This window comes from Corallococcus sp. AB032C (assembly GCF_003668935.1).
GTDB classification, from domain to species: Bacteria; Myxococcota; Myxococcia; order Myxococcales; family Myxococcaceae; genus Corallococcus; species Corallococcus exiguus.
This window is the reverse complement of the sequence record NZ_RAWP01000002.1, coordinates 121,103-140,614: the sequence shown is the minus strand read 5'-3', so window position 1 is coordinate 140,614 and position 19,512 is coordinate 121,103. Positions and strand designations below refer to the sequence as shown.

At 71.7% G+C, this 19,512-nt stretch carries 13 protein-coding genes and 1 pseudogene; 5 read left to right on the top strand and 9 right to left on the bottom strand.

Annotated elements, in window-relative coordinates; translation table 11 throughout:
• Positions 1-21 precede the first annotated feature (21 nt).
• Positions 22-3,825: an AAA family ATPase gene (locus tag D7X99_RS01485; RefSeq protein ID WP_121776121.1), complete on the bottom strand. Its 3,804-nt coding sequence runs from the start codon at positions 3,823-3,825 to the stop codon at positions 22-24.
• Entirely contained in the window at positions 3,822-5,066 is a 1,245-nt protein-coding gene (locus D7X99_RS01480) for an exonuclease SbcCD subunit D (RefSeq protein ID WP_121776120.1), read from the bottom strand. The genes D7X99_RS01485 and D7X99_RS01480 overlap by 4 nt, the downstream gene beginning before the upstream one ends.
• 453 nt (positions 5,067-5,519) lie before the next feature.
• Between D7X99_RS01480 and D7X99_RS01475 the strand changes: the two genes are divergently transcribed.
• Positions 5,520-6,191 (top strand): hypothetical protein, encoded by a 672-nt coding sequence (locus D7X99_RS01475; RefSeq protein WP_121776119.1) that lies wholly within the window; start codon positions 5,520-5,522, stop codon positions 6,189-6,191.
• Between the two features lie 24 nt (positions 6,192-6,215).
• Here D7X99_RS01475 and D7X99_RS01470 read toward each other — a convergent pair whose 3' ends face one another.
• Together D7X99_RS01470 and D7X99_RS01465 are read right to left on the bottom strand one after the other, a co-directional pair.
• Positions 6,216-7,250, bottom strand: a complete 1,035-nt coding sequence (locus tag D7X99_RS01470) for a hypothetical protein (protein ID WP_121776118.1) — start codon at positions 7,248-7,250, stop codon at positions 6,216-6,218.
• Positions 7,251-7,387: 137 nt separating this feature from the next.
• Entirely contained in the window at positions 7,388-8,110 is a 723-nt protein-coding gene (locus D7X99_RS01465; RefSeq protein WP_121776179.1) for a 1-acyl-sn-glycerol-3-phosphate acyltransferase, read from the bottom strand.
• A gap of 267 nt (positions 8,111-8,377) precedes the next feature.
• Between D7X99_RS01465 and zwf the strand changes: the two genes are divergently transcribed.
• From zwf to gndA, 3 genes are read left to right on the top strand one after another with little or no spacing between them, the layout of a single operon-like run.
• Positions 8,378-9,919, top strand: a complete 1,542-nt coding sequence (zwf, locus tag D7X99_RS01460) for a glucose-6-phosphate dehydrogenase (protein WP_121776117.1) — start codon at positions 8,378-8,380, stop codon at positions 9,917-9,919.
• Positions 9,916-10,581, top strand: a complete 666-nt coding sequence (gene pgl, locus D7X99_RS01455) for a 6-phosphogluconolactonase (protein ID WP_121776116.1) — start codon at positions 9,916-9,918, stop codon at positions 10,579-10,581. Before zwf ends, pgl begins: the two co-directional genes overlap by 4 nt.
• A 22-nt stretch (positions 10,582-10,603) precedes the next feature.
• On the top strand, positions 10,604-12,031 hold the full coding sequence (gndA, locus tag D7X99_RS01450) for an NADP-dependent phosphogluconate dehydrogenase (RefSeq protein ID WP_121776115.1): 1,428 nt from the start codon (positions 10,604-10,606) through the stop codon (positions 12,029-12,031).
• A gap of 20 nt (positions 12,032-12,051) precedes the next feature.
• On the opposite strand, the gene D7X99_RS01445 is transcribed toward gndA, so the two are convergent.
• The 4 genes and pseudogenes from D7X99_RS01445 to D7X99_RS43075 all read right to left on the bottom strand — a co-directional run bounded on the left by D7X99_RS01445 (position 12,052) and on the right by D7X99_RS43075 (position 15,511).
• A complete protein-coding gene (locus D7X99_RS01445; RefSeq protein WP_121776114.1) occupies positions 12,052-13,680 on the bottom strand; it encodes an acyl-CoA synthetase in 1,629 nt (542 codons plus the stop codon).
• 125 nt (positions 13,681-13,805) lie between these two features.
• Positions 13,806-14,675 (bottom strand): zf-HC2 domain-containing protein, encoded by an 870-nt coding sequence (locus tag D7X99_RS01440; RefSeq protein WP_121776178.1) that lies wholly within the window; start codon positions 14,673-14,675, stop codon positions 13,806-13,808.
• Positions 14,672-15,229: pseudogene (locus D7X99_RS01435) on the bottom strand (RNA polymerase sigma factor). The gene D7X99_RS01440 and the pseudogene D7X99_RS01435 overlap by 4 nt, the downstream one beginning before the upstream one ends.
• A 111-nt stretch (positions 15,230-15,340) precedes the next feature.
• Positions 15,341-15,511, bottom strand: coding sequence for a hypothetical protein (locus D7X99_RS43075; RefSeq protein WP_167547806.1), 171 nt, complete (start codon positions 15,509-15,511; stop codon positions 15,341-15,343).
• Positions 15,512-15,657: 146 nt separating this feature from the next.
• On the opposite strand from D7X99_RS43075, the gene D7X99_RS01430 reads away from it, so the two are divergent.
• Positions 15,658-16,665 (top strand): cupin-like domain-containing protein, encoded by a 1,008-nt coding sequence (locus D7X99_RS01430; RefSeq protein WP_121776113.1) that lies wholly within the window; start codon positions 15,658-15,660, stop codon positions 16,663-16,665.
• Between the two features lie 4 nt (positions 16,666-16,669).
• Here D7X99_RS01430 and D7X99_RS01425 read toward each other — a convergent pair whose 3' ends face one another.
• Positions 16,670-19,426, bottom strand: coding sequence for a CHAT domain-containing protein (locus D7X99_RS01425; RefSeq protein ID WP_121776112.1), 2,757 nt, complete (start codon positions 19,424-19,426; stop codon positions 16,670-16,672).
• Between the last annotated feature and the right edge of the window lie 86 nt (positions 19,427-19,512).

Sequence of the window (19,512 nt, the reverse complement as noted above, 5' to 3'; positions counted from 1 at the left end):
CGTGAGTCCCCGGCCCTGGCGTCACGCCACCTGTTGATCCGAGGGCGCGATGATCCCCGCGTCGCCTTCGACGACGAGCTTGCTGCGGCCGCCGCCCTGCTTCACCACGCGCACCTGCACGCCGATGCGCTCGGCGAGCCCGCTCACGTGGGAGATGATGCCCACCTGGCGGCCGGTGGCCTGGAGCGCGTCGAGCGTGGCGAGCGCGACTTCCAACGTCTCCGGATCCAGGGTGCCGAAGCCCTCGTCGATGAAGAGGGTCTCCACCTGCGTCGTCTCCGACGACAGCGAGGCCAGGCCGAGCGCGAGCGCGAGCGACACAAGGAAGCTCTCGCCGCCGGAGAGGCTGGCCACGCTGCGGACCTCGTCGCCCATGTCGCCGTCCACCACCTGGAGGTCCAGGTCGTGGCCGGGCACGCGCTCCAGGCGGTAGCGGCGGGCCAGCTCGCGCAGGTGCGCGTTGGCGTGCAGGAGCAGCGCGTCCAGGGTGAGGCTCTGGGCGAAGACCTTGAACTTCTTTCCGTCGTGCGAGCCGATGAGGTCGCCCAGCGTCTTCCACACCTCCGCGTCGGCGCGGCGCAGCTCCAGGGCCCGGGCCTCCGCGCCATGACGTGCGCGGGAGGCGTCGTCGTGGTCCAGCTTCGCGCCCAGCAGGGCCTCGGCGCGGCGGCGCACCTCGACGTCGATGCGCAGGCGTTCGCAGAGCTCCGCGACGTCGGCTTCCGCGAGCGAGGGAAGCCCGGAGTCCTCATGGCGGACGCGGCGCTCGCGGCGCTCCACGAGGACGGCGCGGGCCTGGGCCACGGACTCGCGCAGGGCGTTGAGCGCGCGAGCCTCCGAGTCGCACCAGGCGGCGCCACGCGACAGCAGGGCCTTGAGCTGCTCCAGGGTGGTGCCGTGACCGGCGAGGCGCTCCTCGAGAACGGCCTGGGCTCTGTCGAGCGTGCGGGCGGCCTCGGTGCGCAGGCGCACGGCGTCCTCGGCGCGGGCGGTGGCCACCTTCTCCGCCTGCTGGAGGGCTTCGGAGTCCTCACGGGCGCGCTCGTAGGTGGCCTGGGCGGCGTCGACACGCGCCTGGACCTCCGCGCGCACCTCCTGCGTGGGGCGGCCCTGGAGCAGCCGGGCGCGGGCCCTGGACGCATCCTGGAAGGCCGTGTCCTTGAGGCTCGCGCGGTGGGCAGCGGTCTCCGCGTCCTCGTGCCGGGACTGGAGGCGGACTTCTTCACGGGCACGCAGGCCCTGTTGTTCCTCCAGGCGCTTGCGAGAGGCCTCCAGCTCCGCGAGCTTCTCGCGCCACTTCGTCACGCGCGCCAGGCACTGGCCCTGGAAGCGCGCGGGGTCCGCGGCGAGCTTGTCCTTCCAGGTGACCTCCTCGCTGGCGAACGGAGGGGACACTTCGGTGAGGGCGCGCTCGCGGGCATCGCGGGCGGTGTCCCGGCGAAGCAGCGCATCCCGGTGGGACTGGGACGCGCGGGACCAGGAGTCCTCGGCCTTGCGCAGGGCATCGGCCGCGCCTTCGCGCCGGGTGCGCCGGGTCTCCAGTTGGGCCCGGGCCTCGCGAGCGGCGCTGGCGCGGGCTTCCGCGGAAGCCTCTTCGTCACGAAGGGTCGCGAGCCGCGCGCGCACGTCTTCCTGAGCCGAGCGGATCCACGCCTGGGCGGTGTTGGCCTCCGCGTCCTCGGGAGGCGATGCAGCGGCACTGGCATCCTGTTCGGCGTGCACCGCGCGGGTCCACCGTTCGCGCGCCGCGCGCCAAGCTTCACGATGCGCCGTGCGCTTGCGGGCCGCGGTGTCGCGCCGCGCTTCGGCCTGGGTCGCTGCCGTGCCCGCGGTCGCCTGCCGCACGCTCGCCGCGCTCTCCTGCTTCGCCGCGGCATCCCGCGCGGACTCCAACTCCAGCACCCGGGCCGCGGCCTCCGAGACCAGCCCCTCCAGCGCGGAAGCCGCCCGGGCATACGGATGTTCGAGCGCGCCGCACAGCGGACACGGCTCACCTTCGTGCAGCGCGGCCCGGTGCGAAGCCAGCCCCTGCGTCGCCTCCGCGCGCGACTGCGCGCGCCGCGCTTCGTGGAGCATCGCCTCCTGCGTCGCCCGCCGCGCCGCCGCGTCCTTCGCCTCCTCCGCCGCGCGCTGGGAAACCTCGCGGTGCGCCTTCACCTCCGCCGCCGCGTCACCTTCCGCCGTGCCCTCCGCCCGAGCGCCTTCACCCGCGAGCGTCAGCGCCCCCAGGACATCCTGTCGCGCCAGCAGCGCATCCCGGAGCGCCCGCCTCGCCGCGCCGCCATCCTCGCCCAGCGCGGCTTCCGCGTGCGTCGCCAGGGCCTGCGCCTGCGCTTCCGACTCGACCGCGCCCTGGTGTTCCTCGCGGCACGACTGGGCCTCGTTGCCCAGACGGTCCGCGTCCTTCCCCAACCGGTCCGCGTCCGCGCCCGCCGACTGTTCGTCCTTCAGCGCCCCCGCGAAGCGCTCCAGCTCGCGCTGCCAGCGGGGCCACTCCGTGGCCAGGGACTCCCAGCTCGCATGCGACACGCGCCACGCCTCGGCCGCGTCCACCAGCACCTGGGCCTTCGCTTCCGCCGTCTGCACCAGCTCCAGCGCGTCTCGGGCTGACGCTTCCGCGGTCTTCGCCTGCTTCGCCAACTCCGAGGCCTCACGGGCCTCGCGCTCCGCCTCCGCGCGGCGCGTATCCAGCGTCGCGGCCTCCTCCAGCGCCGGACGCACCGACGCCTCCGCATCCAGCGCCGCAGCCCGCGCGGCCTCCGCCTGCATCCGCACCTGCCGCTGCGCCGCCGCCGCCGCGAGCGCCGCTTCCGCCTGCGAGGCCCGCTCCAGCTGCTCGGCCTCCGCCCTCACGCAGCCCTGCTCCGCGGCCTCCACCGCCGACACCACCGCGCGGAAGCCCTCCGCCGCGCGCACCGACTCCAGCAGCGCCTCGCGAGGCGCCGCCTCCTCCCGCTCCGACTCCGCCCGGGCCACGGCGCTTTCGGCCTGCTGCTCCTGCCCCACGAACTCCGCGCGCTGCGCGTACCAGGACCGGGCCGCCTCCGCCTCGCGCGACCGCGTCTCCTCGCGGACCCGCGCCGCCTCCTCCTCGCCCAGTTGGACGCGCACACTCTCGCGATCCGCGTCCGACATCAGCGCGATGGCCGCGAGCCCCAGCGACAGCCGCTTGAGTTCCTCCTGCTCCCTCGCGTTCTTCTCGTGCGCGGCGATGGACACGCGGCTGTACACCTCCGTGCCCGTCATCCGCTCCAGCAGCTCCGCGCGCTCGTTCGCGTCCGCGCGCAGGAACGCCGCGAACTCCCCCTGCGCCAGCAGCGCCGAGCGCCGGAACTGATCAAACGACAGCCCCAGCCGCTCTTGGATCGCGTGGAGCACCTCGCCCTTGGTGCGGCCGAACAGCTGCCCCGAGACCACGTCCGTCAGGCTCAGCTCCTGCGGCCGGAATCTCCCTTCCGCGCGCTCACGCGCACGCCACACGTTCCACCGAGCCCGGTAGCGCCGCCCATCCTTGCCCAGGAAGTCCACCTCCGCATGGCCCTTACCCGCCCCGCGCCGCAGCATGCCGCGCACGTCGTACGCCGACAGTCGCGCCTCTTCCTCCTCGTCCGCCCGGCCCACCAGCACCTTGCTGGGTCCGCCCAGCCGGGGCGTGCGGTCGAACAGCGCCAGACACAGCGCATCCAGCAGCGTGCTCTTGCCCGCCCCCGTCGCGCCGGAGATGGCGAACAGCCCCAGCCGGTCCAGCGGCGCCCGGTCCAGCTCCAGCGCGAAGTCCCCCGCGAAGCTCGTGAGGTTGCTGCCGCGAATCGCCAGGATCTTCACGACGCGTCCTCCTGCACCTGCGTGAGCAGCGCGTGGAACGACTCCAGCAACCCCGGCGAAGGCGCCTCCTTGAAGTCCCGCGCATACCGGGCGAGGAACACGTCCTCCGGAGTGCGCTCACGCAGCGAAAGCCCCGGCCGCACGTCCGCCAGAGCCCCGCCCGTGCCCGTGTAGAACGGCGTCAGCTTCACCAGCCGCGCCGCCCGTCCCTCCAAGGCCTTCTCCACCTTGTGGCGCAGCGCCGGCTCCGGCCGGGGCAGCGACACGCAGACCTCCAGGTACGGCCTCATCGACTCCGGAGCCTCCGCCTCGCACGCGGGCAGCGCGGCCAGCAGCTCCAGCACCTCCGACAGCGGCGCCGCGTCCCGCGCGGGCACCCGCATCATGTCCGTGGTGCGAGGCACCGACAGCGGGCGCACCTGCGTCAGCGCTCCGTCCTCCACGTCCAGCACCAGCACCTGGTGCCGGTAGTGCGCCTCCGACAGCGACAGCGGCAGCGGAGACCCGCTGTAGCGCACGCCCTCGCGGCCGCCCACGCGCTGCGACTTGTGCAGATGCCCCAGCGCCGCGTACGCGACGTCCTCCGGGAACAGCTCCACCGGCAGCGCATGCTGGTTGCCGCCCAGGATCTTCCGCTCGCTCAGCTCCGACAGCTCCGAGCCCGTCATGTAACAGTGGCCCATGGCCACCAGCGCCTGCCCGGACCTGCGCCGCCTGCGGGCCGCGTCCAGCACCTCCGAGTACACGGAGCGCACGCCCTCCACCAGCCGGTCTCCTTCGCTGTCCGGCACGGATGGCAGGTCCGAGGGCCGCAGGTACGGCACCGCCGCCACCCACGCGCCCACCTTCCCGCGCGCGTCGTGCACCGGCACCACCAGCCGCTCCATCTCCAGTCCGCCCCGGTGGCGAGGCAGGCCGCCCACCACGCGCACGCCCAGGGCGTGGAAGAGCGGATCCGGCGCGTCCAGGCGCGCGGCGGAGTCGTGGTTGCCGCCCACCACCACCACGTCCAGCTTCGGCAGCGTGCGCCGGGCACGCGCGATGAAGTGATACCAGGCCGCCTGCGCCTCCGCGCTGGGGTTGGCCGTGTCGAAGATGTCCCCGGCCACCAGGAGCGCATCCACCTCCTGGGACTCCAGCGTTTCCAACAGCCACGTCAGGAACGCGGCGTGCTCCGCTTCGCGTGAGACGTCATACAGCGTGTGGCCCAGGTGCCAGTCCGACGTGTGCAGCAGGCGCATCCGGCGTTCACCCTCCCTCGTGGCCCGGTGGCGGGTGCGAGCCGGGCAGCCTCCCCCGGTCCCATCCCCGACTCCAAGCGGCGAGCCCCCGCTCCCTTACCCGCCCCCTCTGACATTGTCGAAAAAGGGCGTCATTCCGCGAACTTGCATCCGTGGCCTGCCCGACGAGTCCCGTCCTCCCCACCCCACGCGCCACGGAGCCTCCGCGCGCGGGCCGCACGACCCGGCGGGGCACACCCGTGGCATGAGGGGCCTGCGCCATGCGTGCACTCCGCGCGGGCGCATGCGCGTGAAAGAACGCGAGCCACGTGGGATTCCACACGTTTGCATGCGCGCGGCGACCCTTCCCCCAGGTCCACGCACCCATGCAGCAAGCCTGCCCGGCGCACGGAGGCGCATCCGCGATCGGATTGATGGTTCACGCGTCGCGTGGCCAGTGCACAATGCGCCGTCATGCTTTCCGGTGTCTTCTCTCCGCTCGGCATCCTCGCGTCCCTGCTCGTCCTGGGCGCCCTGGTTCTCGCCACGCTGTTCCAGCTCAAGCGCCGCCAGCGCGCCGCGTGGGAGGTGTTCGCGAAGGCGCACGGCCTCTCCATCGCGGATCGGCGGATGGAAGTGCAGGGGCGCTACCAAGGGCGGCCGCTGCTGCTGGCCACGGGCAAGCGCGGCGCGAGCAGCAAGAAGCGCCACACCGTGACGGTGCTGCGGCTGGACCTGGAGGGCGCGCTGCCCGCGGACCTGCTGCTGGAGCACGAGCGCCCCGAGGACAAGCTTCCCGGCGCCGCCACGCCGCGCGAAGAGGCGCTGGGCGACGCGGAGCTGGACGCGGCCTTCCAGGTGGAGGGGCTGGCGCCGGAAGCGCGCCCCATCATCCTGGATCCGGGCGTGCGTCAGCGCCTGTTGGCCCTGAAGGGCCACCGCCGCGTGAGCATCAAGGGCGGCTGGCTCCAGGTGGAGCAGCGTGGCGTCCCCGCGAGCACCGCCGCATTGGAGGCGTTGCTCCGCGCACCCCACGACCTGGCCCGCGCCGTCTCCGAGGCCGCGCCCGCGACGAACGCGGCGCAGGCCTCGCTGCACGCGGAGGCCTCGCTGGACGAAGAGCTGCCCGGCTCCGAGCACGCCTGAGCCTTCGCCGCGCGCGGAACCCGCTCAGGTCCGGCGACGCCGGGCGCGCAGCCCCAGCAGGCCCAGCCCCATCCACACCGCCGGAGCCAACCCGGTGGTCGCGCAGTCACAGCTCCAGGGGTCGATGATGTCGTCGCCCTCGTCCCCAACCTGGATGGGCCCACCATCCACCGCCGTTCCCGCGTCCGGACCGGGACCGTCGACGTACACGGTGACGGCCTCCGCCTCGACCTCGTGTCCTGCCGAGTCCCTCACGATGACCTGGAGGACATGGCCTCCACGAGCGAGCCCCCTGATGTCCCAGCCGCTCGCGAAATAGACGGGGCCCGGGCCCTCCTGGGTCTCCAGAGGCACACCATCCACCCGGAACAGCGCGCGCACACAACCCACGTCGTCGATGCACTCGCAGGAGAAGTTGGCGAGGGGCCCTGACAGCCGTTCGCCCTGGAGCGGGGCGGTGATGCGCGCCGAAGGGGGCTGATCCAGCCCCACGACGAGCCGGAAGGACAGCTCCGCGTCGGGTTGCAGCCCATTGCTCGCCACCACCGCCACGTCCACCTCCCCCAACTGGGAAGGCGTCCACGTGAGGTTGCCTGGCGCATCCAGGCTCATCCCCGGAGGCGCGGTGCGCAGGGCATACGTCGGCGCGGGCCGTCCCCGCGCGTGCACGCTGAGCCGATAGGGGGCGCCCAACGCGGCCTGGGTGACAGGCACGGTGGTGAAGACCGGAGCCAGCGGGTCCTGATCCGCTTCCGTCACGATGAGGGTGCGCGAATCCAAGCCCGGCGCGGACAGCGTGAAGGTGGCCGCGCCGTCCTCGTTGTCCGCATCCTTCGCGGCCGCCAGCACCACCTCCTGGGGCGCCCAGACGGCCGGCTTGAACGTGAGCGACGCCCCTTCCCGCACCGTGAGGTCCGCGTCGCCGTCCGTCCGCTCCACCGTGACGGTGACCACCTCATCCGGGTCGCCGGACAACGAGAAGCCAGCCAACGCCACGCTGAAGGACGCCGTGCCCCCTTCAACCACCCTCAGCGACGACACATCCAGCACCAGGTGCAAGGGGTCGGGGATTCCCGCCTCCGGCAACGGGGTGGGAAGGGCAGGAGTCCCTGCCCACGCGGGGGAAGACAGACAGACCCCGAGCCAGCACAGGAGCAGGTGGCGCATGACCTTGACGCTACCCCGTCCGTGCCGCTTCAGCCCACCCGCGCGAGCGCCTCCACGTACTGCTCGCGCACGCGCGTGGCCAGGGCCGCCGAATCCGGCCCGAACGTCTCCGGCGGCAGCGCCGGCATCACCTGCACCGTGACGGTGGCGCGAGGGCTCATCCACGGCCCGTCCCCATCCACCAGCTCCCGCGTGCCGCGCACCAGCACCGGCACCACCGGCACGTGCTCCTCCAGCGCCAGTTGGAACGCGCCGCGCTTGAAGGGCAGCAGCTCCCCCGGCGAATAGGTGCCCTCCGGGAAGATGAGCACCGGGATGCCCTTGCGGAGCCACCGGCGGCACGGGCCCAGGAGCTGCTCCATGGACGTGGAGCTGCCGCGCACGATGGGCACGTACCCCAACAGCGTCATCATCCAGCCCACCAGCGGCGTGCGGAACAGTGACGCCTTCGCCACGAACTTGTACGGCGTGAACAGCCCCATCACCGCCAGGATGTCCGCGAACGACTGGTGATTGACGACGTAGACGCACGGACCCTTGGGCAAAAGCTCCCGTCCCTCCACCCGCACGCGCCAGCCGGGGGACGCGTGCAGCCACAGCCCGTAGCACCACCGGCACACCAGCACGTGCAGCCACTGGCGATCCGGATCCAACGGGTACGCCACCACGAACAACACCGCGCCCAACGTGAAGAGGAGGGGCGCGGTGATGAGGAACAGCGCGAAGAACCACAGCGAGACGACGTAGCGCATGCGAGAGGAGGAGCTTCCGTTCAGCGCGACGCCGAGGGCGTCCGGTCCGTCCGTCAGGAGTACCACGTTCCAGGCAGCCAGCTCACGCCCGGCCCGGTTGCCCGCGCGCCCTCCGAAAGAGCCCAAGGGGAGTCCGAGGGACGCCGAAGGAGCACCCGAGCGCCGGGGCAGGCAAGACGTCAGGCCCGCATCATTCTCCTGCAATGCGCTTGCAGGGCCGCCAGATTAGCGCCTTAAGGTGCCCGACGAACCCGGAGGGAGAACCGCATGGACGCGCAGGGAGTTCACATCGAAACCCATCCCCGTGAAGGCGAGCCGGTGTTCAGCGCGGGACGCCCGGACCCCTGCACCCTGGTCCTCTTCGGTGCCACGGGCGACCTGGCCGAACGCAAACTATTCCCCGCCCTCTTCGAGCTCGCCCGCTCCGGTCTGCTCCCCGAGCACTTCGCCATCGTCGCCTACAGCCGCTCCAAGCTGGAGGACGGCCCCTTCCGCGAGCACGTGAAGGAGGGCCTGAAGAAGTTCGCCCGCACGCAGCCCCTGGATGAAGCCGCGTTGAAGCGCTTCGTGGAGGCCATCGAGACCGCCTCCGGCGGCTACGACGACCCGGAGGCCTTCAAGCGCCTGGGCCAGAAGCTCCAGGACCTCTCGAAGCGCCACAAGACGGACGGCAACCAGCTCTATTACATGGCCACGCCGGCCTCCACGTTCCCGCAGATCATCCAGAGCCTCTCCGGCGCGGGCCTGCTCAAGCGCGAGGAGCAGCCCGGTCAGAAGCCCTGGCACCGGCTCATCATCGAGAAGCCCTTCGGCCACGACCTGGAGAGCGCGAAGGCCCTCAACAAGACGCTGGGCGCGGCGCTGGACGAGAAGCAGATCTTCCGCATCGACCACTACCTGGGCAAGGAGACGGTGCAGAACATCCTGGTGTTCCGCTTCGCCAACGCCATCTTCGAGCCGCTCTGGAACCGCCAGCACATCGACCACGTGGAAATCACCGCGGCCGAGGCCATTGGCGTGGAGGGCCGCGGCGGCTTCTACGACGAGACGGGCGTCATCCGGGACATGGTGCAGAACCACCTGCTCCAGGTGCTGGCCCTGTGCGCCATGGAGCCGCCGGTGTCCTTCGGCGCGGAGGACATCCGCGACGAGAAGACCAAGGTCTTCCGCGCGCTGCGCCCCGTTGAAGGCGGCGAGGTGCCCCAGCACGTGGTGGTGGGCCAGTACGAGGGCTACCAGGACGAGAAGGGCGTGAAGAAGGGCTCCCGCACGCCCACCTACGTGGCGATGAAGATGAACATCGACTCGTGGCGCTGGCAGGGCGTGCCCTTCTACCTGCGCGCGGGCAAGAACCTGAAGAAGCGCCTGACGGAGGTGTCCATCCACTTCAAGTCGGTGCCCATCGGCCTGTTCAGCGGCAGCGGCGCCACCTGCCAGCGGCTGCAGCCCAACGTGCTCACGCTGCGCATCCAGCCGCATGAAGGCATCGCGCTGTCCTTCGAGTCCAAGATCCCCGGCGAGGACGTCAACATCGGCGGCGTCACCATGGACATGGACTACGCGGAGAGCTTCAAGAAGCCCGTGCCGGAGGCGTACGAGCGGCTGCTGCTGGACTGCATGCGCGGCAACGCCACCCTCTTCGCGCGCCAGGACAGCGTGGAGCAGGCGTGGGGCTACATCACGCCCATCCTCCAGGCGCTGGAGACGGACGCGGGCGGCACGGTCCACACCTACGCCAAGGGCAGCAAGGGCCCTGACGCCGCGGACGCGCTGCCCGCGAAGAACGGCCGGCGGTGGTCCACGCTATGAGCCAGCCCCTCGTCGTTCCCTCCGAGCAACTGGCCCGCGAGGCCGCGGACTGGATGGCGCGTGAGCTTTCGAAGGCGCTCGCGACGAAGGCGCGCGTGAGCCTGGCCCTGTCGGGCGGCAACACGCCCAAGCCCGCGTACCGGCTGCTCGCGGACCACAAGCTCCCCTGGGGGCGCGTGGACGTGTACTTCGTGGACGAGCGCTTCGTGCCGCCGGACCACAAGGACAGCAACTACCTGCTGGTGAAGGAGTCGCTGCTCGAGCCGCTGAAGCTGCCGGACACGCAGGTGTTCCGCATGCAGGGCGAGCGCACGGACCGCGACGCCGCCGCGCGCGACTACGAGAAGACGCTGCCCGCGCGGTTGGACGTGGTGCTCATTGGCGTGGGCGAGGATGGCCACACCGCGAGCCTCATGCCCGGCCACCCGGCCCTGCAGGAGCGCACGCGGCGGGTGCTGGCGGTGGAGCAGAGCGCGAAGCCGCCGCCGTGGCGGATGACGTTGACGTTCCCCGTGCTCCAGGGCGCGGGGGCGGTGCTGGGGCTGGTGGCCGGCGAGGGCAAGCGGGACGCCATGCGGCGCATCCTCGCGGGCGATATGTCCCTGCCCGCGTCGCACGTGACGAACACACAGTGGATGTTGGATCCCGCCGCCCACGGGTGAGGCGGGCCCTCTGGAGGGGACGATGAGCACACAGACGAAGCCGGCGCAGTTCGGCGTGGCGGGCATGGGCGTGATGGGCGCGAGCCTGGCCCTCAACATCGCGGACCACGGCTTCAGCGTCGCCGTATGGGACCGCCACCCGGAGAGCATCCAGAAGGTCCAGCAGGCGAATCCGAAGCAGGCCCTGCAGGGCTTCCCGGAGCTGGAGAAGTTCGTCGCCGGCCTGGAGCGCCCGCGCCGCATCCTCCTGATGATCACGGCCGGCGCCCCCGTGGACGAGATGATGGGCCGGCTGTTCCCCCTGCTGTCGCCCGGCGACGTCATCATGGACGCGGGCAACTCCTGGTACCTGGACACGCGCCGCCGTGAGGCCCTGTGCAAGGAGAAGGGCTTCCACTTCCTGGGCATCGGCGTGTCCGGCGGTGAAGAGGGCGCGCGCAACGGCCCGTCCATCATGCCCGGCGGCCCCAAGGACGCGTACGCGCTGGTGCAGCCCGTGCTGGAGGCCATCGCCGCGCGCAGCGAGGAAGGCCTGTGCGTCACCCACGTGGGCCCGGAGGGCGCGGGCCACTTCGTGAAGATGGTGCACAACGGCATCGAGTACGCGGACATGCAGCTGCTCGCGGAGACGTACGACGTGCTCCACCGCGGCCTGGGCCTGGACACCGCGACGCTGGCCGACCTGTTCTCCAAGTGGAACGAGGGCATCGCCGAGTCGTTCCTCCTGGAGACCACCATCAAGGTGCTGCGCAAGCGCGACCCGGAGACGGGCAAGCCGCTGGTGGACCTGGTGCTGGACAAGGCCGGCCAGAAGGGCACGGGCAAGTGGACGGTGCAGGTGGCCCTGGATTTGGGCGTGCCGGTGCCCTCCATCGCGTCCGCGCTGGACGCGCGCAACCTGTCCTCGCGCAAGGACGAGCGCGTGGCCGCGAGCAAGAAGCTCCACGGCCCCGCCATCTCCCTGTCCTCGGAGGAGAAGAAGGAGCTGGCCCAGTGGGCGCATGACGCGCTCTACGCGGCGCGCGTGGTGACGTACGCGCAGGGCATGCGGCTCATCCAGGCGGCGTCGGACGAGTACAAGTGGGGCGTGTCGCTGGCGGAGATGGCGCGCATCTGGCGGGGCGGCTGCATCATCCGCGCGAAGCTGCTCACCCCGCTGCGCGAGGCCTTCAAGCAGCAGCCCACGCTGCCCAACCTGATGGTGTCCGAAGCGTTCGCGCCCGTGCTGGAGAAGATGGCCCCGGCGTGGCGCAAGTTCGTGGGCGCCGCGACGATGGCGGGCATCCCCGTGCCGGTGTTCAGCAGCAGCCTGGCGTACATGGACAGCTACCGCAGCCCGGAGCTGCCGCAGAACCTCACCCAGGCCCAGCGCGACGCGTTCGGCGCGCACACCTACCAGCGCCGGGACAAGCCCGACGCCGGCTTCGTGCACTCGGACTGGCTGAAGTAGTCCCCTGCCCTGCGCGCCGCCTACGACTTCTGGGTGGCGCGCAGCTCGGCGCGGCGGATCTTCCCGCTCACCGTCTTGGGCAGCTCCGTGACGAACTCAATCTCGCGCGGGTATTTGTAGGGCGCCGTGGTCTTCTTCACGAAGTCCTGCAGCTCCTGCGCGAGCTCCGGTGACGGCGTGTGGCCCGGCGTGAGCAGCACGTACGCCTTGATGCGATGGCCCAGCTTGTCGTCCGGCACGCCGATGACGGCGGACTCGGCCACCGCCGGGTGCTCAATCAGCGCGGACTCCACCTCGAAGGGGCCCACGCGGTAGCCGGACGTCTTGATGACGTCGTCGGAGCGCCCCACGAACCACAGGTAGCCCTCCGCGTCGCGCACCGCGCGGTCGCCGGTGACGTACCAGTCTCCCCGGCTGCTGGCGGCGTTGGCCGCGTCGTCGTTGAGGTAGCCCGCGAACAGCCCCACCGGCCGCTCCGGCTTCACGCGCACGGCGATGTCGCCCTCCTGCCCGTCCGCCGCTTCGTTGCCGTGCTCGTCGATGACGGCCACGGTGAAGCCCGGGGACGGCTTGCCCATGGAGCCCACGCGCGGCTCCATCCCGGGGAAGATGCCCACGATGACCACCGTCTCCGTCTGGCCGTAGCCCTCGCGGATGTGCAGCCCGGTGGCCTCCTTCCACGTCTGGATGACCTCCGGGTTGAGCGGCTCGCCCGCGCTCAGCGAGTGGCGCAGCGCGGACAGGTCCACCGCCTTCAAGTCCTGGAGCACCAGCGCGCGCCACGCGGTGGGCGGCGCGCAGAAGGTGGTGACCTTCTCCCGCTCCAGCACCTTCAGGAAGCCCACGGGGTCGAACCGGCCGCGAAAGTCGAAGACGACGTTGCACGCGCCCACGCTCCACGGACCGAAGAGCTTGCCCCACGCGCACTTCGCCCAGCCGGTGTCGCTGAGCGTGAGGTGCCGGTCCTCCGGCTTCAAGTCCAACCAGTAGCGGCCGGTGATGAGGTGCCCCTGCCCGTAGCTGGACTGGGTGTGCAGCACCATCTTCGGCATGCCCGTGGTGCCGGACGTGAAGTAGATGAGCAGCGGATCATCCGAGCGCGTGGGCGGGAACGCGGTCGCCTGGGATTCCGCCAGCGCCTCCGACGTGTAGCGCGTCCACGGCGCGGGCGCGTCGCCGGTGGACACCCACGTCGTCACGCCGGGGGCCTGGCCCAACACGCCCTCGAAGCGGTCCAGGCAGCTGCCATCGGTGAGGACGGCCTTCGCTCCGGAGACCTCCAGCCGGTAGCGGATGTCCTTGGCGGTGAGCATGGGCGTGCCGGGCATGAAGACGATGCCCGCGCGGATGCAGCCCAGCACCAGGAACCACCACTCCGGCACGCGCGGCATCAGGATGAAGACCCGGTCGCCGCGCTTCAGGCCCAGCCCGGTGAGGAAGCGCGCCGCGTGCAGCGAGCGCTCCTTCAGGTCCTGGAAGGTGAAGCGCTGGGAGCGCCCGGACTCGTCGGACCACTGGAGCGCGGGGGCCTGGGGCCGCTCGGCCGCGTGCCGGTCGATGACATCCGTGGCGAAGTTGAAGTGCGCCGGCCGCTCCCACCGGAAGTCACGGCGGATGGACGCGTAGTCGGCGGATGAAGACTCGGGCATGGGCGGCTCCTGGAGTGTTCCGACAACCCCAGCAGCCTGTCACGTCATCCCGAGCGGTGAGGCGGAACCCCGCGCGAAAGCGCCCGGTGGTGGACGCTCGTCACGCGCGGGGAGTCCCGGGTGCTTCAGCGGGCGGCTTCGTCGTGCAGGCCCTTCTCCTGCTTGCGCGCTTCTTCGCGCAGGCCCTTCGCCAGGTCGCGCGCCTCTTCGCTCCAGCCCTGCTCGTCCATCGCGGCCACCTGTTCGAATGCGGCCGCGGCGAGAGCCTTCTGGCCAAGGGCACGCTGCGCGAGCCCGCGGTTCCACAGCGCCTGGGGGTTGCCCGGTTCCGCGCGCACCACCGGGTCGTCCAACAGCGACAGCGCGTCCTGGTAGCGGCCGTCCTGCAGCGCCACCACCGACAGGTCGATGTTTCGCTCCAGCGACACGGGCTCGCGCGCCAGCACCGCCTGCGCCTGCTGCCACTGGCCGTGCAGCACGTAGGCCGCGACGATGCCGCGGAAGTCCTTGCGCTCCTCCATCTCCGCCAGCGGACGCAGCGGCAGCGTGACCTTCCCGGTCTCCGCGCCGTCCGCGCCACCGCGCATGGGGCTGTAGGGGCGGTGATGGTCCGCGCGCGGATCCGCCAGGCGGGCCTCCATCTCACGGGTGCTCTGGTTCTCCAGGAAGACGACCGCTGGCATGTCCGCGGCGGGCATCATGCGCGGCACGAAGACGGCGCAGAGGCTGGCGGCCATGGCCAGCGGCGCCACCACGCGCGCGTTCTTGCGCACCCACGCGCCCAGCGACACCACGTTGCCCTCCGGCTTCGCGGCCGGCGTCTCCGCCACGCCCGTGCCCAGGGCCCGCGCCGCCAGCAGCTCCAGCTGGAGCAGGTCCCGCAGGCCGCCCTCACAGGAGGCACAGCGCGGCAGGTGACTCCGGAAGCCTTCGGCGTCGGACTCGGACAGTTCGCCGTCCATGAAGAGATGCAACCGGGTGCAATGCGCGTTCATGACTGGACCCCCCGCTCCCGGGCTACGGCTACGCTCGGAAGCAGCAGTTCCCTCAGGTCCCGGCGCGCCAGCGTCAGCCAGCTGCCCACGGTTCCCACGGGGACGTTGAAATGTTCAGCGATGGCCTAGTAGCGGCGGCCTTCCGCGTGAAGCCTGTACGCGTCCCGAAGGTGCGGCTTGAGCTGCTCGATGGCAGCCTGGAACGCGTCGTTGCCCACCAGCTCCCAGTTCTCCTGGTCGCCATCCCCTGTCACCGGCAGGTCCTGCACCAGCGCCAGGTGCGGCAGCCCCCGGCTCTCCGTGCGCTGCCGGCGGCAGTGGTCCAGGAACCGGTTGGTCATGGTCGTGCACAGCCACGCCGCGCACGCCGCTTCCGTCCGGTCCTTCAGGTGGCCAAACTCCGGCAACGCCCGCTCGAAGGCTTCCTGGACCAGGTCTTCCGGGTCCAGGGCGCCGCGAGCGCACAACCGCCGCGCCACCGCCAGCAGGCTGGGCCGGTGTCGCTGGATGAACGCCTCGAAGTGGCGCTTTTCCCGGTTGAAGAGATTGGCCATGACACAAGGCCCCGAAGTGACTGGTGGGCTTTCCTGACTAAAGACGCCGAGCGGTTCGTTTCTTGAGAGAAAAATGCCCGGAAGGGCAGACAAGCCTGCCCGGCAGGAGCTTCAGCGAGCCCCTTCCGGCCCCGCCAGCAGGGGGGGCACCGACGGCGGCGGCAGCGGGCGGCGCCGCTTGGGGCCGCGCTCCGAGCAATTGACGTACGAATTCTTCACGTGCGGGGCGCTGCGGTCCGGCTCGAAAGCATTGACGGCGGAGGACACGTCTCCGGGGATCATGGGTCGCTTCTCCTGGTGCTGAGGAAGTCCGGCGAAAACCGGGGATGGGTAGAAAAAGACTGTTGGGCGTGGTCCATAGCACGCCTCGCCTCACCGGCAGGAGGGGCCCCCAGGGCCACTCCCTCAAGGATTTCAAGGAGTTCCGAATGAACGAGGACAAGTCTCCGCTGCACCCCGCGTGGCGGCAGTGGCTGGCGGAGAACCTGGCATTGGGAGTGTCGGCGGAGGACGTACAGCAGACGCTGGTGCAGGCAGGGGTGGACCCGGCGCTGGCGCGGGAGGAAATCACCGCGGTGGGGCGGCACCCCTACTTCAAGGCGGCGCTCCAGGTGGCCCGGCACTTCGGGTGGATGGAGTCGCTGATGGACGTCTACAGCGAGCTGCGCGCGCGGGACGGAGGCCGGGAGCTGGAGGTACGCGAAGGGGTGTCCCCGGAGGAGTTCTTCCGCCGCTACTACCTGGGCCACCGGCCCGTGGTGCTGCGCGGCCTGATGGCGGACTGGCCCGCGCTGAAGCGCTGGTCGCTGCCGTACTTCCGCGAGCGTTTCGGAACGGTGGAGGTGGAGGTGATGGTGGGACGCGACGCCAACCCGGAGCACGCGGCCGAGCAGGACCGGCACCGGGCGCGGATGCCCTTCTCCGACTTCCTCTCCCAGCTGGAGACGGCCGGAGAGACGAACGACTTCTACATGGTGCCGCGCAACGAGAACTGGGGACGCGAGGGTCTGGCGCCGCTGCGCGACGACCTGCGGGCCCCCGCGGGGCTCATCGACCCGTCGCTGCAGGCGGATCAATTGACGCTGCTGCTGGGGCCCGCGGGCACCGTCACCCCGCTGCACCACGACAACATGAACATCCTGTTGGGCCAGGTGATGGGCCGCAAACACGTGCGGCTGGTGCCGTCCTTCGAGCGCCACCGCGTGTACCCGCACCGGGGCACCTTCAGTCACGTGGACGCGGCGAAGCCGGACCTGGCCGCGCACCCGCTGTTCGCCGAGGCCACGGTGCTGGAGGCGGTGCTGGAGCCCGGGGACATGGTGTTCCTGCCGGTGGGCTGGTGGCACTGGGTGAAGGCGCTGGACGTGAGCGCCAGCGTCACCTTCCATCACTTCCTGGTTCCGGGAGGCAACACGCACCTGGACGCTCCCTTCTGACTGCTCAGTCCGCCCGCTCCACCAGGAGGACGGAGCGCGTCCAGACGGCGCGGGCATCACGCGCGAGCCACGCCTGGCGCTCGTCGCGCAGCGCGACGGCCGCGGGCTTGCCAGCATGGATGCTCCGGCGCACTCCGTCGAAGAAACGGCCCGCGGCGTCCGGGATGTCCACCGTGGAGGCCAGCACCGCGCGGGCCCCGGAGTCGATGAAGGCCGCGGGCAGGCTGAAGGGCTCCGTGCTCTGGAGGGACGCGGTGCGGCCCGCGCTGCACGCGGCCAGGAACACGGTGGGCGCGCCGGTCAGCCGCTGCTCGCGCACGACATCCGCGGTGAGCGCGTAGCGGCCATTCACCTCCGGTGATAGCACCACCAGCGACGCGCCGGAGATGCTGGGGTCGGTGATGCCGTGCGCGTGGATTTCAATCTCCGTGGCATCCGCCATCCGCGCCAGCACGCGCGAGGGCGTGGCGTCCGCGCCGGACAGCACGTCCGGCGGCGCGGCGCCGGGCTCCGCCTCCGGCGTCCACGAGGGGAGCCGGGGCAACTGCAGGAGCGACGGCGCCTCCACGCCAGCCACCACCAGGCGGCGCGTGGCGGTGGGCGTCCGCGCGGGACGCGGTCCCTGCGTGCGGCCCAGGCGGAAGCTCCAGGCCATCTCCGGCGGCAGCAGGTCCGTGCGGCCGAAGAGGGGCGTCCACGCGAACACATCCACGTGTTCACAGCCGACGAGCGTCTGGCGCAGGGCGTCCGGGACCAGCCGGGACGAATCCACCCGGGCCAGGGACTCCCGGCGCGAACCGTCGTAGGAGCCCTTCACCTCGCCCTTGGGCCCCAGCGCCACCAGCGTGGTGCGCTCGGCGTGGATGCTGGCCGCCAGCGCGCACCGCGAAGGGACGGGCGTGCCCAGCTGCGCGGCCATCAGCGCCACCACCTTGGGGAACTCACCGGCGCGGCCCGCGTCCGCCGCGAGCGACGAATAGCTGAGCGCCCAGGTCTCACGCCCCAGCACGTCGCCGCGAGGCAGGGCCTCCGCGTCCACGATGGCCTGCTTCAGCAGCGCCTCGCCCCGGGCCCGGTCCTGGTCCAGGAGGAAGCGGCCTTCCAGATAGTGCGTGTAGATGCGGTCGCTCTCCGGGACGGAGGAGCCCGCCAGGGCCCGCGTGGTGACCGTCTTCAGCCACTCCGCGTCGCGGGGGCCGGAGCCGAAGCGGGACAGCTCCGCGACCGTCGCGCCGAACACCAGCTCCATGGAGTTGTCCGCGCAGGCCTCCGCCGCTTCCAGCTCTCGCCGCGCGGCGTCCGGCCGCAGGTCCAGGTAGTACAGGTGCGCCAGCTGCACGTGGGGCCAGGAGCAGCTGCGGGTGGTGCCTCGCGCGGCCCATTCCTCCAGGTACGCGCGCGCGCTGCCCAGGTCGTTGCGGGAGCGCGTCACGTGGCTGAGGATCTCCAGGACGTTGAACTCCATCTCCCACTCGCGCAGCTGCCGGGCGCCCGCCCACAGCACGCGCGCGTGCTGCTCCGCCTCCGTGAGGCGCTGCTGGTCCGTGTAGAAGATGGTCAGCCGGCGCTCCAGGTCCAGGCAGCGCACCGACAGCGTCGTCTCACGGCAGCGCTGGAGCGCGTTGAAGAGCCGCTGCTCGGCCTTCCACCACGCCCCTTCCGCGACCTCCTGGCGCGCCTGGTCCCGCTCCGCGATGTACGTGAACCAGGGGTCGCCCATGCGGCCGACGCGCGCGACCATGTCCTGCAGGCCGGTCAGGGTGCCGTTGCGGCTGCGCAGGAGCGCGCCCAGGTAGATGTCCTCGTCACCGGACAGGCGCGCCCGGTTCAGCAGCGCCTCCGGGACGGACTGGCCCGAGCGCAGCGTCTCCGCGTACTGGCGCGCCAGGTCCGCCCGGCGGGAGAAGTCGCGCTTCGCCACGCGCTGCACGTAGTCCGTGAGCACGCTGCCGCCCTGCACCCGGTCCAGCTCCTTCGCCAGGGGCAGCAGCTCCAGCGCGCGCTCCTTCGACGTCGCGGCACGCACGGCCTCATAGAAGACGCCACGCACCGCGCCCGGAAGCTGCCGGGCCGCGTCCATGGGCAGCGGCGCCTTCGGGTCCTCCACCAGGGCCAGGGTCGCGTCGCGCGCGGCCTTCCACTGGCGCTGGCGCTCCAGCGTGGCCTCGCGCAGCGACAGCGCCTGGGCGTGGGCTTCACGTCCCCAGCCCTGCTCGTTGCGCTTCGCCACCTCTTCGAACAGCTCCGACGCGCGCAGCGTCAGCCCCATCTCCCGGAACACCAGCGCGCGGTTCCACAGGGCCTGCGTCAGGCCGGGCTTCGCGATGAGCGCCGCGTCCAGCAGGCGCAGCGCGCGCTCATGGTCTCCCCGGGCGAGCGCCACCGCCGCCAGGTCGCTGTCACGCTCCGGCGAGGCCGGCAGGCGCTCCAGGAAGGAGGCCGCCTGGTTCCACTCGCCCTCCAGGGCATATGACGCCGCGATTCCGCCCCAGTCCTCCTGGGCCTCCATGCGGGCGAGCGGGCCCAGGGGCATCGGCTCGGCGGGCACCGGGCAGCCTCCAGCGGGCGCGCGCGAGCGGTAGCGGTCGGCTTCGGGATGCGTGAGGCGGGCCTCGATGCGGGCCGCCGCCCGGCGATCCGTCCAGAAGGTGTCAGGAAGGGACTGCGGCTGCGCCCGGGGCTTCAGGGCCGCGACGCCAGCAGCCAGGAAAGGGATGGCCAGCGCCAGCGCCCAGAGACTCGTCTTCGCCGGCTTCACCATGCGGTCCCCCCGGGCATCTCCCCCCTGCCGCCCCTTCGGGCCGTTCTACACCAACCTCCGACGAACGCCGACCTGGCCCCGTCCCC

Coding starts and splice junctions, on each gene's coding strand:
- D7X99_RS01480 (WP_121776120.1), bottom strand. CDS start 5,066: ATGCGCCTGCTGCACACGTCGGACTGGCACCTGGGCCACACGCTGTAT.
- D7X99_RS01475 (WP_121776119.1), top strand. CDS start 5,520: ATGCTTTCCGGTGTCTTCTCTCCGCTCGGCATCCTCGCGTCCCTGCTC.
- D7X99_RS01465 (WP_121776179.1), bottom strand. CDS start 8,110: ATGCGCTACGTCGTCTCGCTGTGGTTCTTCGCGCTGTTCCTCATCACC.
- zwf (WP_121776117.1), top strand. CDS start 8,378: ATGGACGCGCAGGGAGTTCACATCGAAACCCATCCCCGTGAAGGCGAG.
- pgl (WP_121776116.1), top strand. CDS start 9,916: ATGAGCCAGCCCCTCGTCGTTCCCTCCGAGCAACTGGCCCGCGAGGCC.
- gndA (WP_121776115.1), top strand. CDS start 10,604: ATGAGCACACAGACGAAGCCGGCGCAGTTCGGCGTGGCGGGCATGGGC.
- D7X99_RS01445 (WP_121776114.1), bottom strand. CDS start 13,680: ATGCCCGAGTCTTCATCCGCCGACTACGCGTCCATCCGCCGTGACTTC.
- D7X99_RS01440 (WP_121776178.1), bottom strand. CDS start 14,675: ATGAACGCGCATTGCACCCGGTTGCATCTCTTCATGGACGGCGAACTG.
- D7X99_RS43075 (WP_167547806.1), bottom strand. CDS start 15,511: ATGATCCCCGGAGACGTGTCCTCCGCCGTCAATGCTTTCGAGCCGGAC.
- D7X99_RS01430 (WP_121776113.1), top strand. CDS start 15,658: ATGAACGAGGACAAGTCTCCGCTGCACCCCGCGTGGCGGCAGTGGCTG.
- D7X99_RS01425 (WP_121776112.1), bottom strand. CDS start 19,426: ATGGTGAAGCCGGCGAAGACGAGTCTCTGGGCGCTGGCGCTGGCCATC.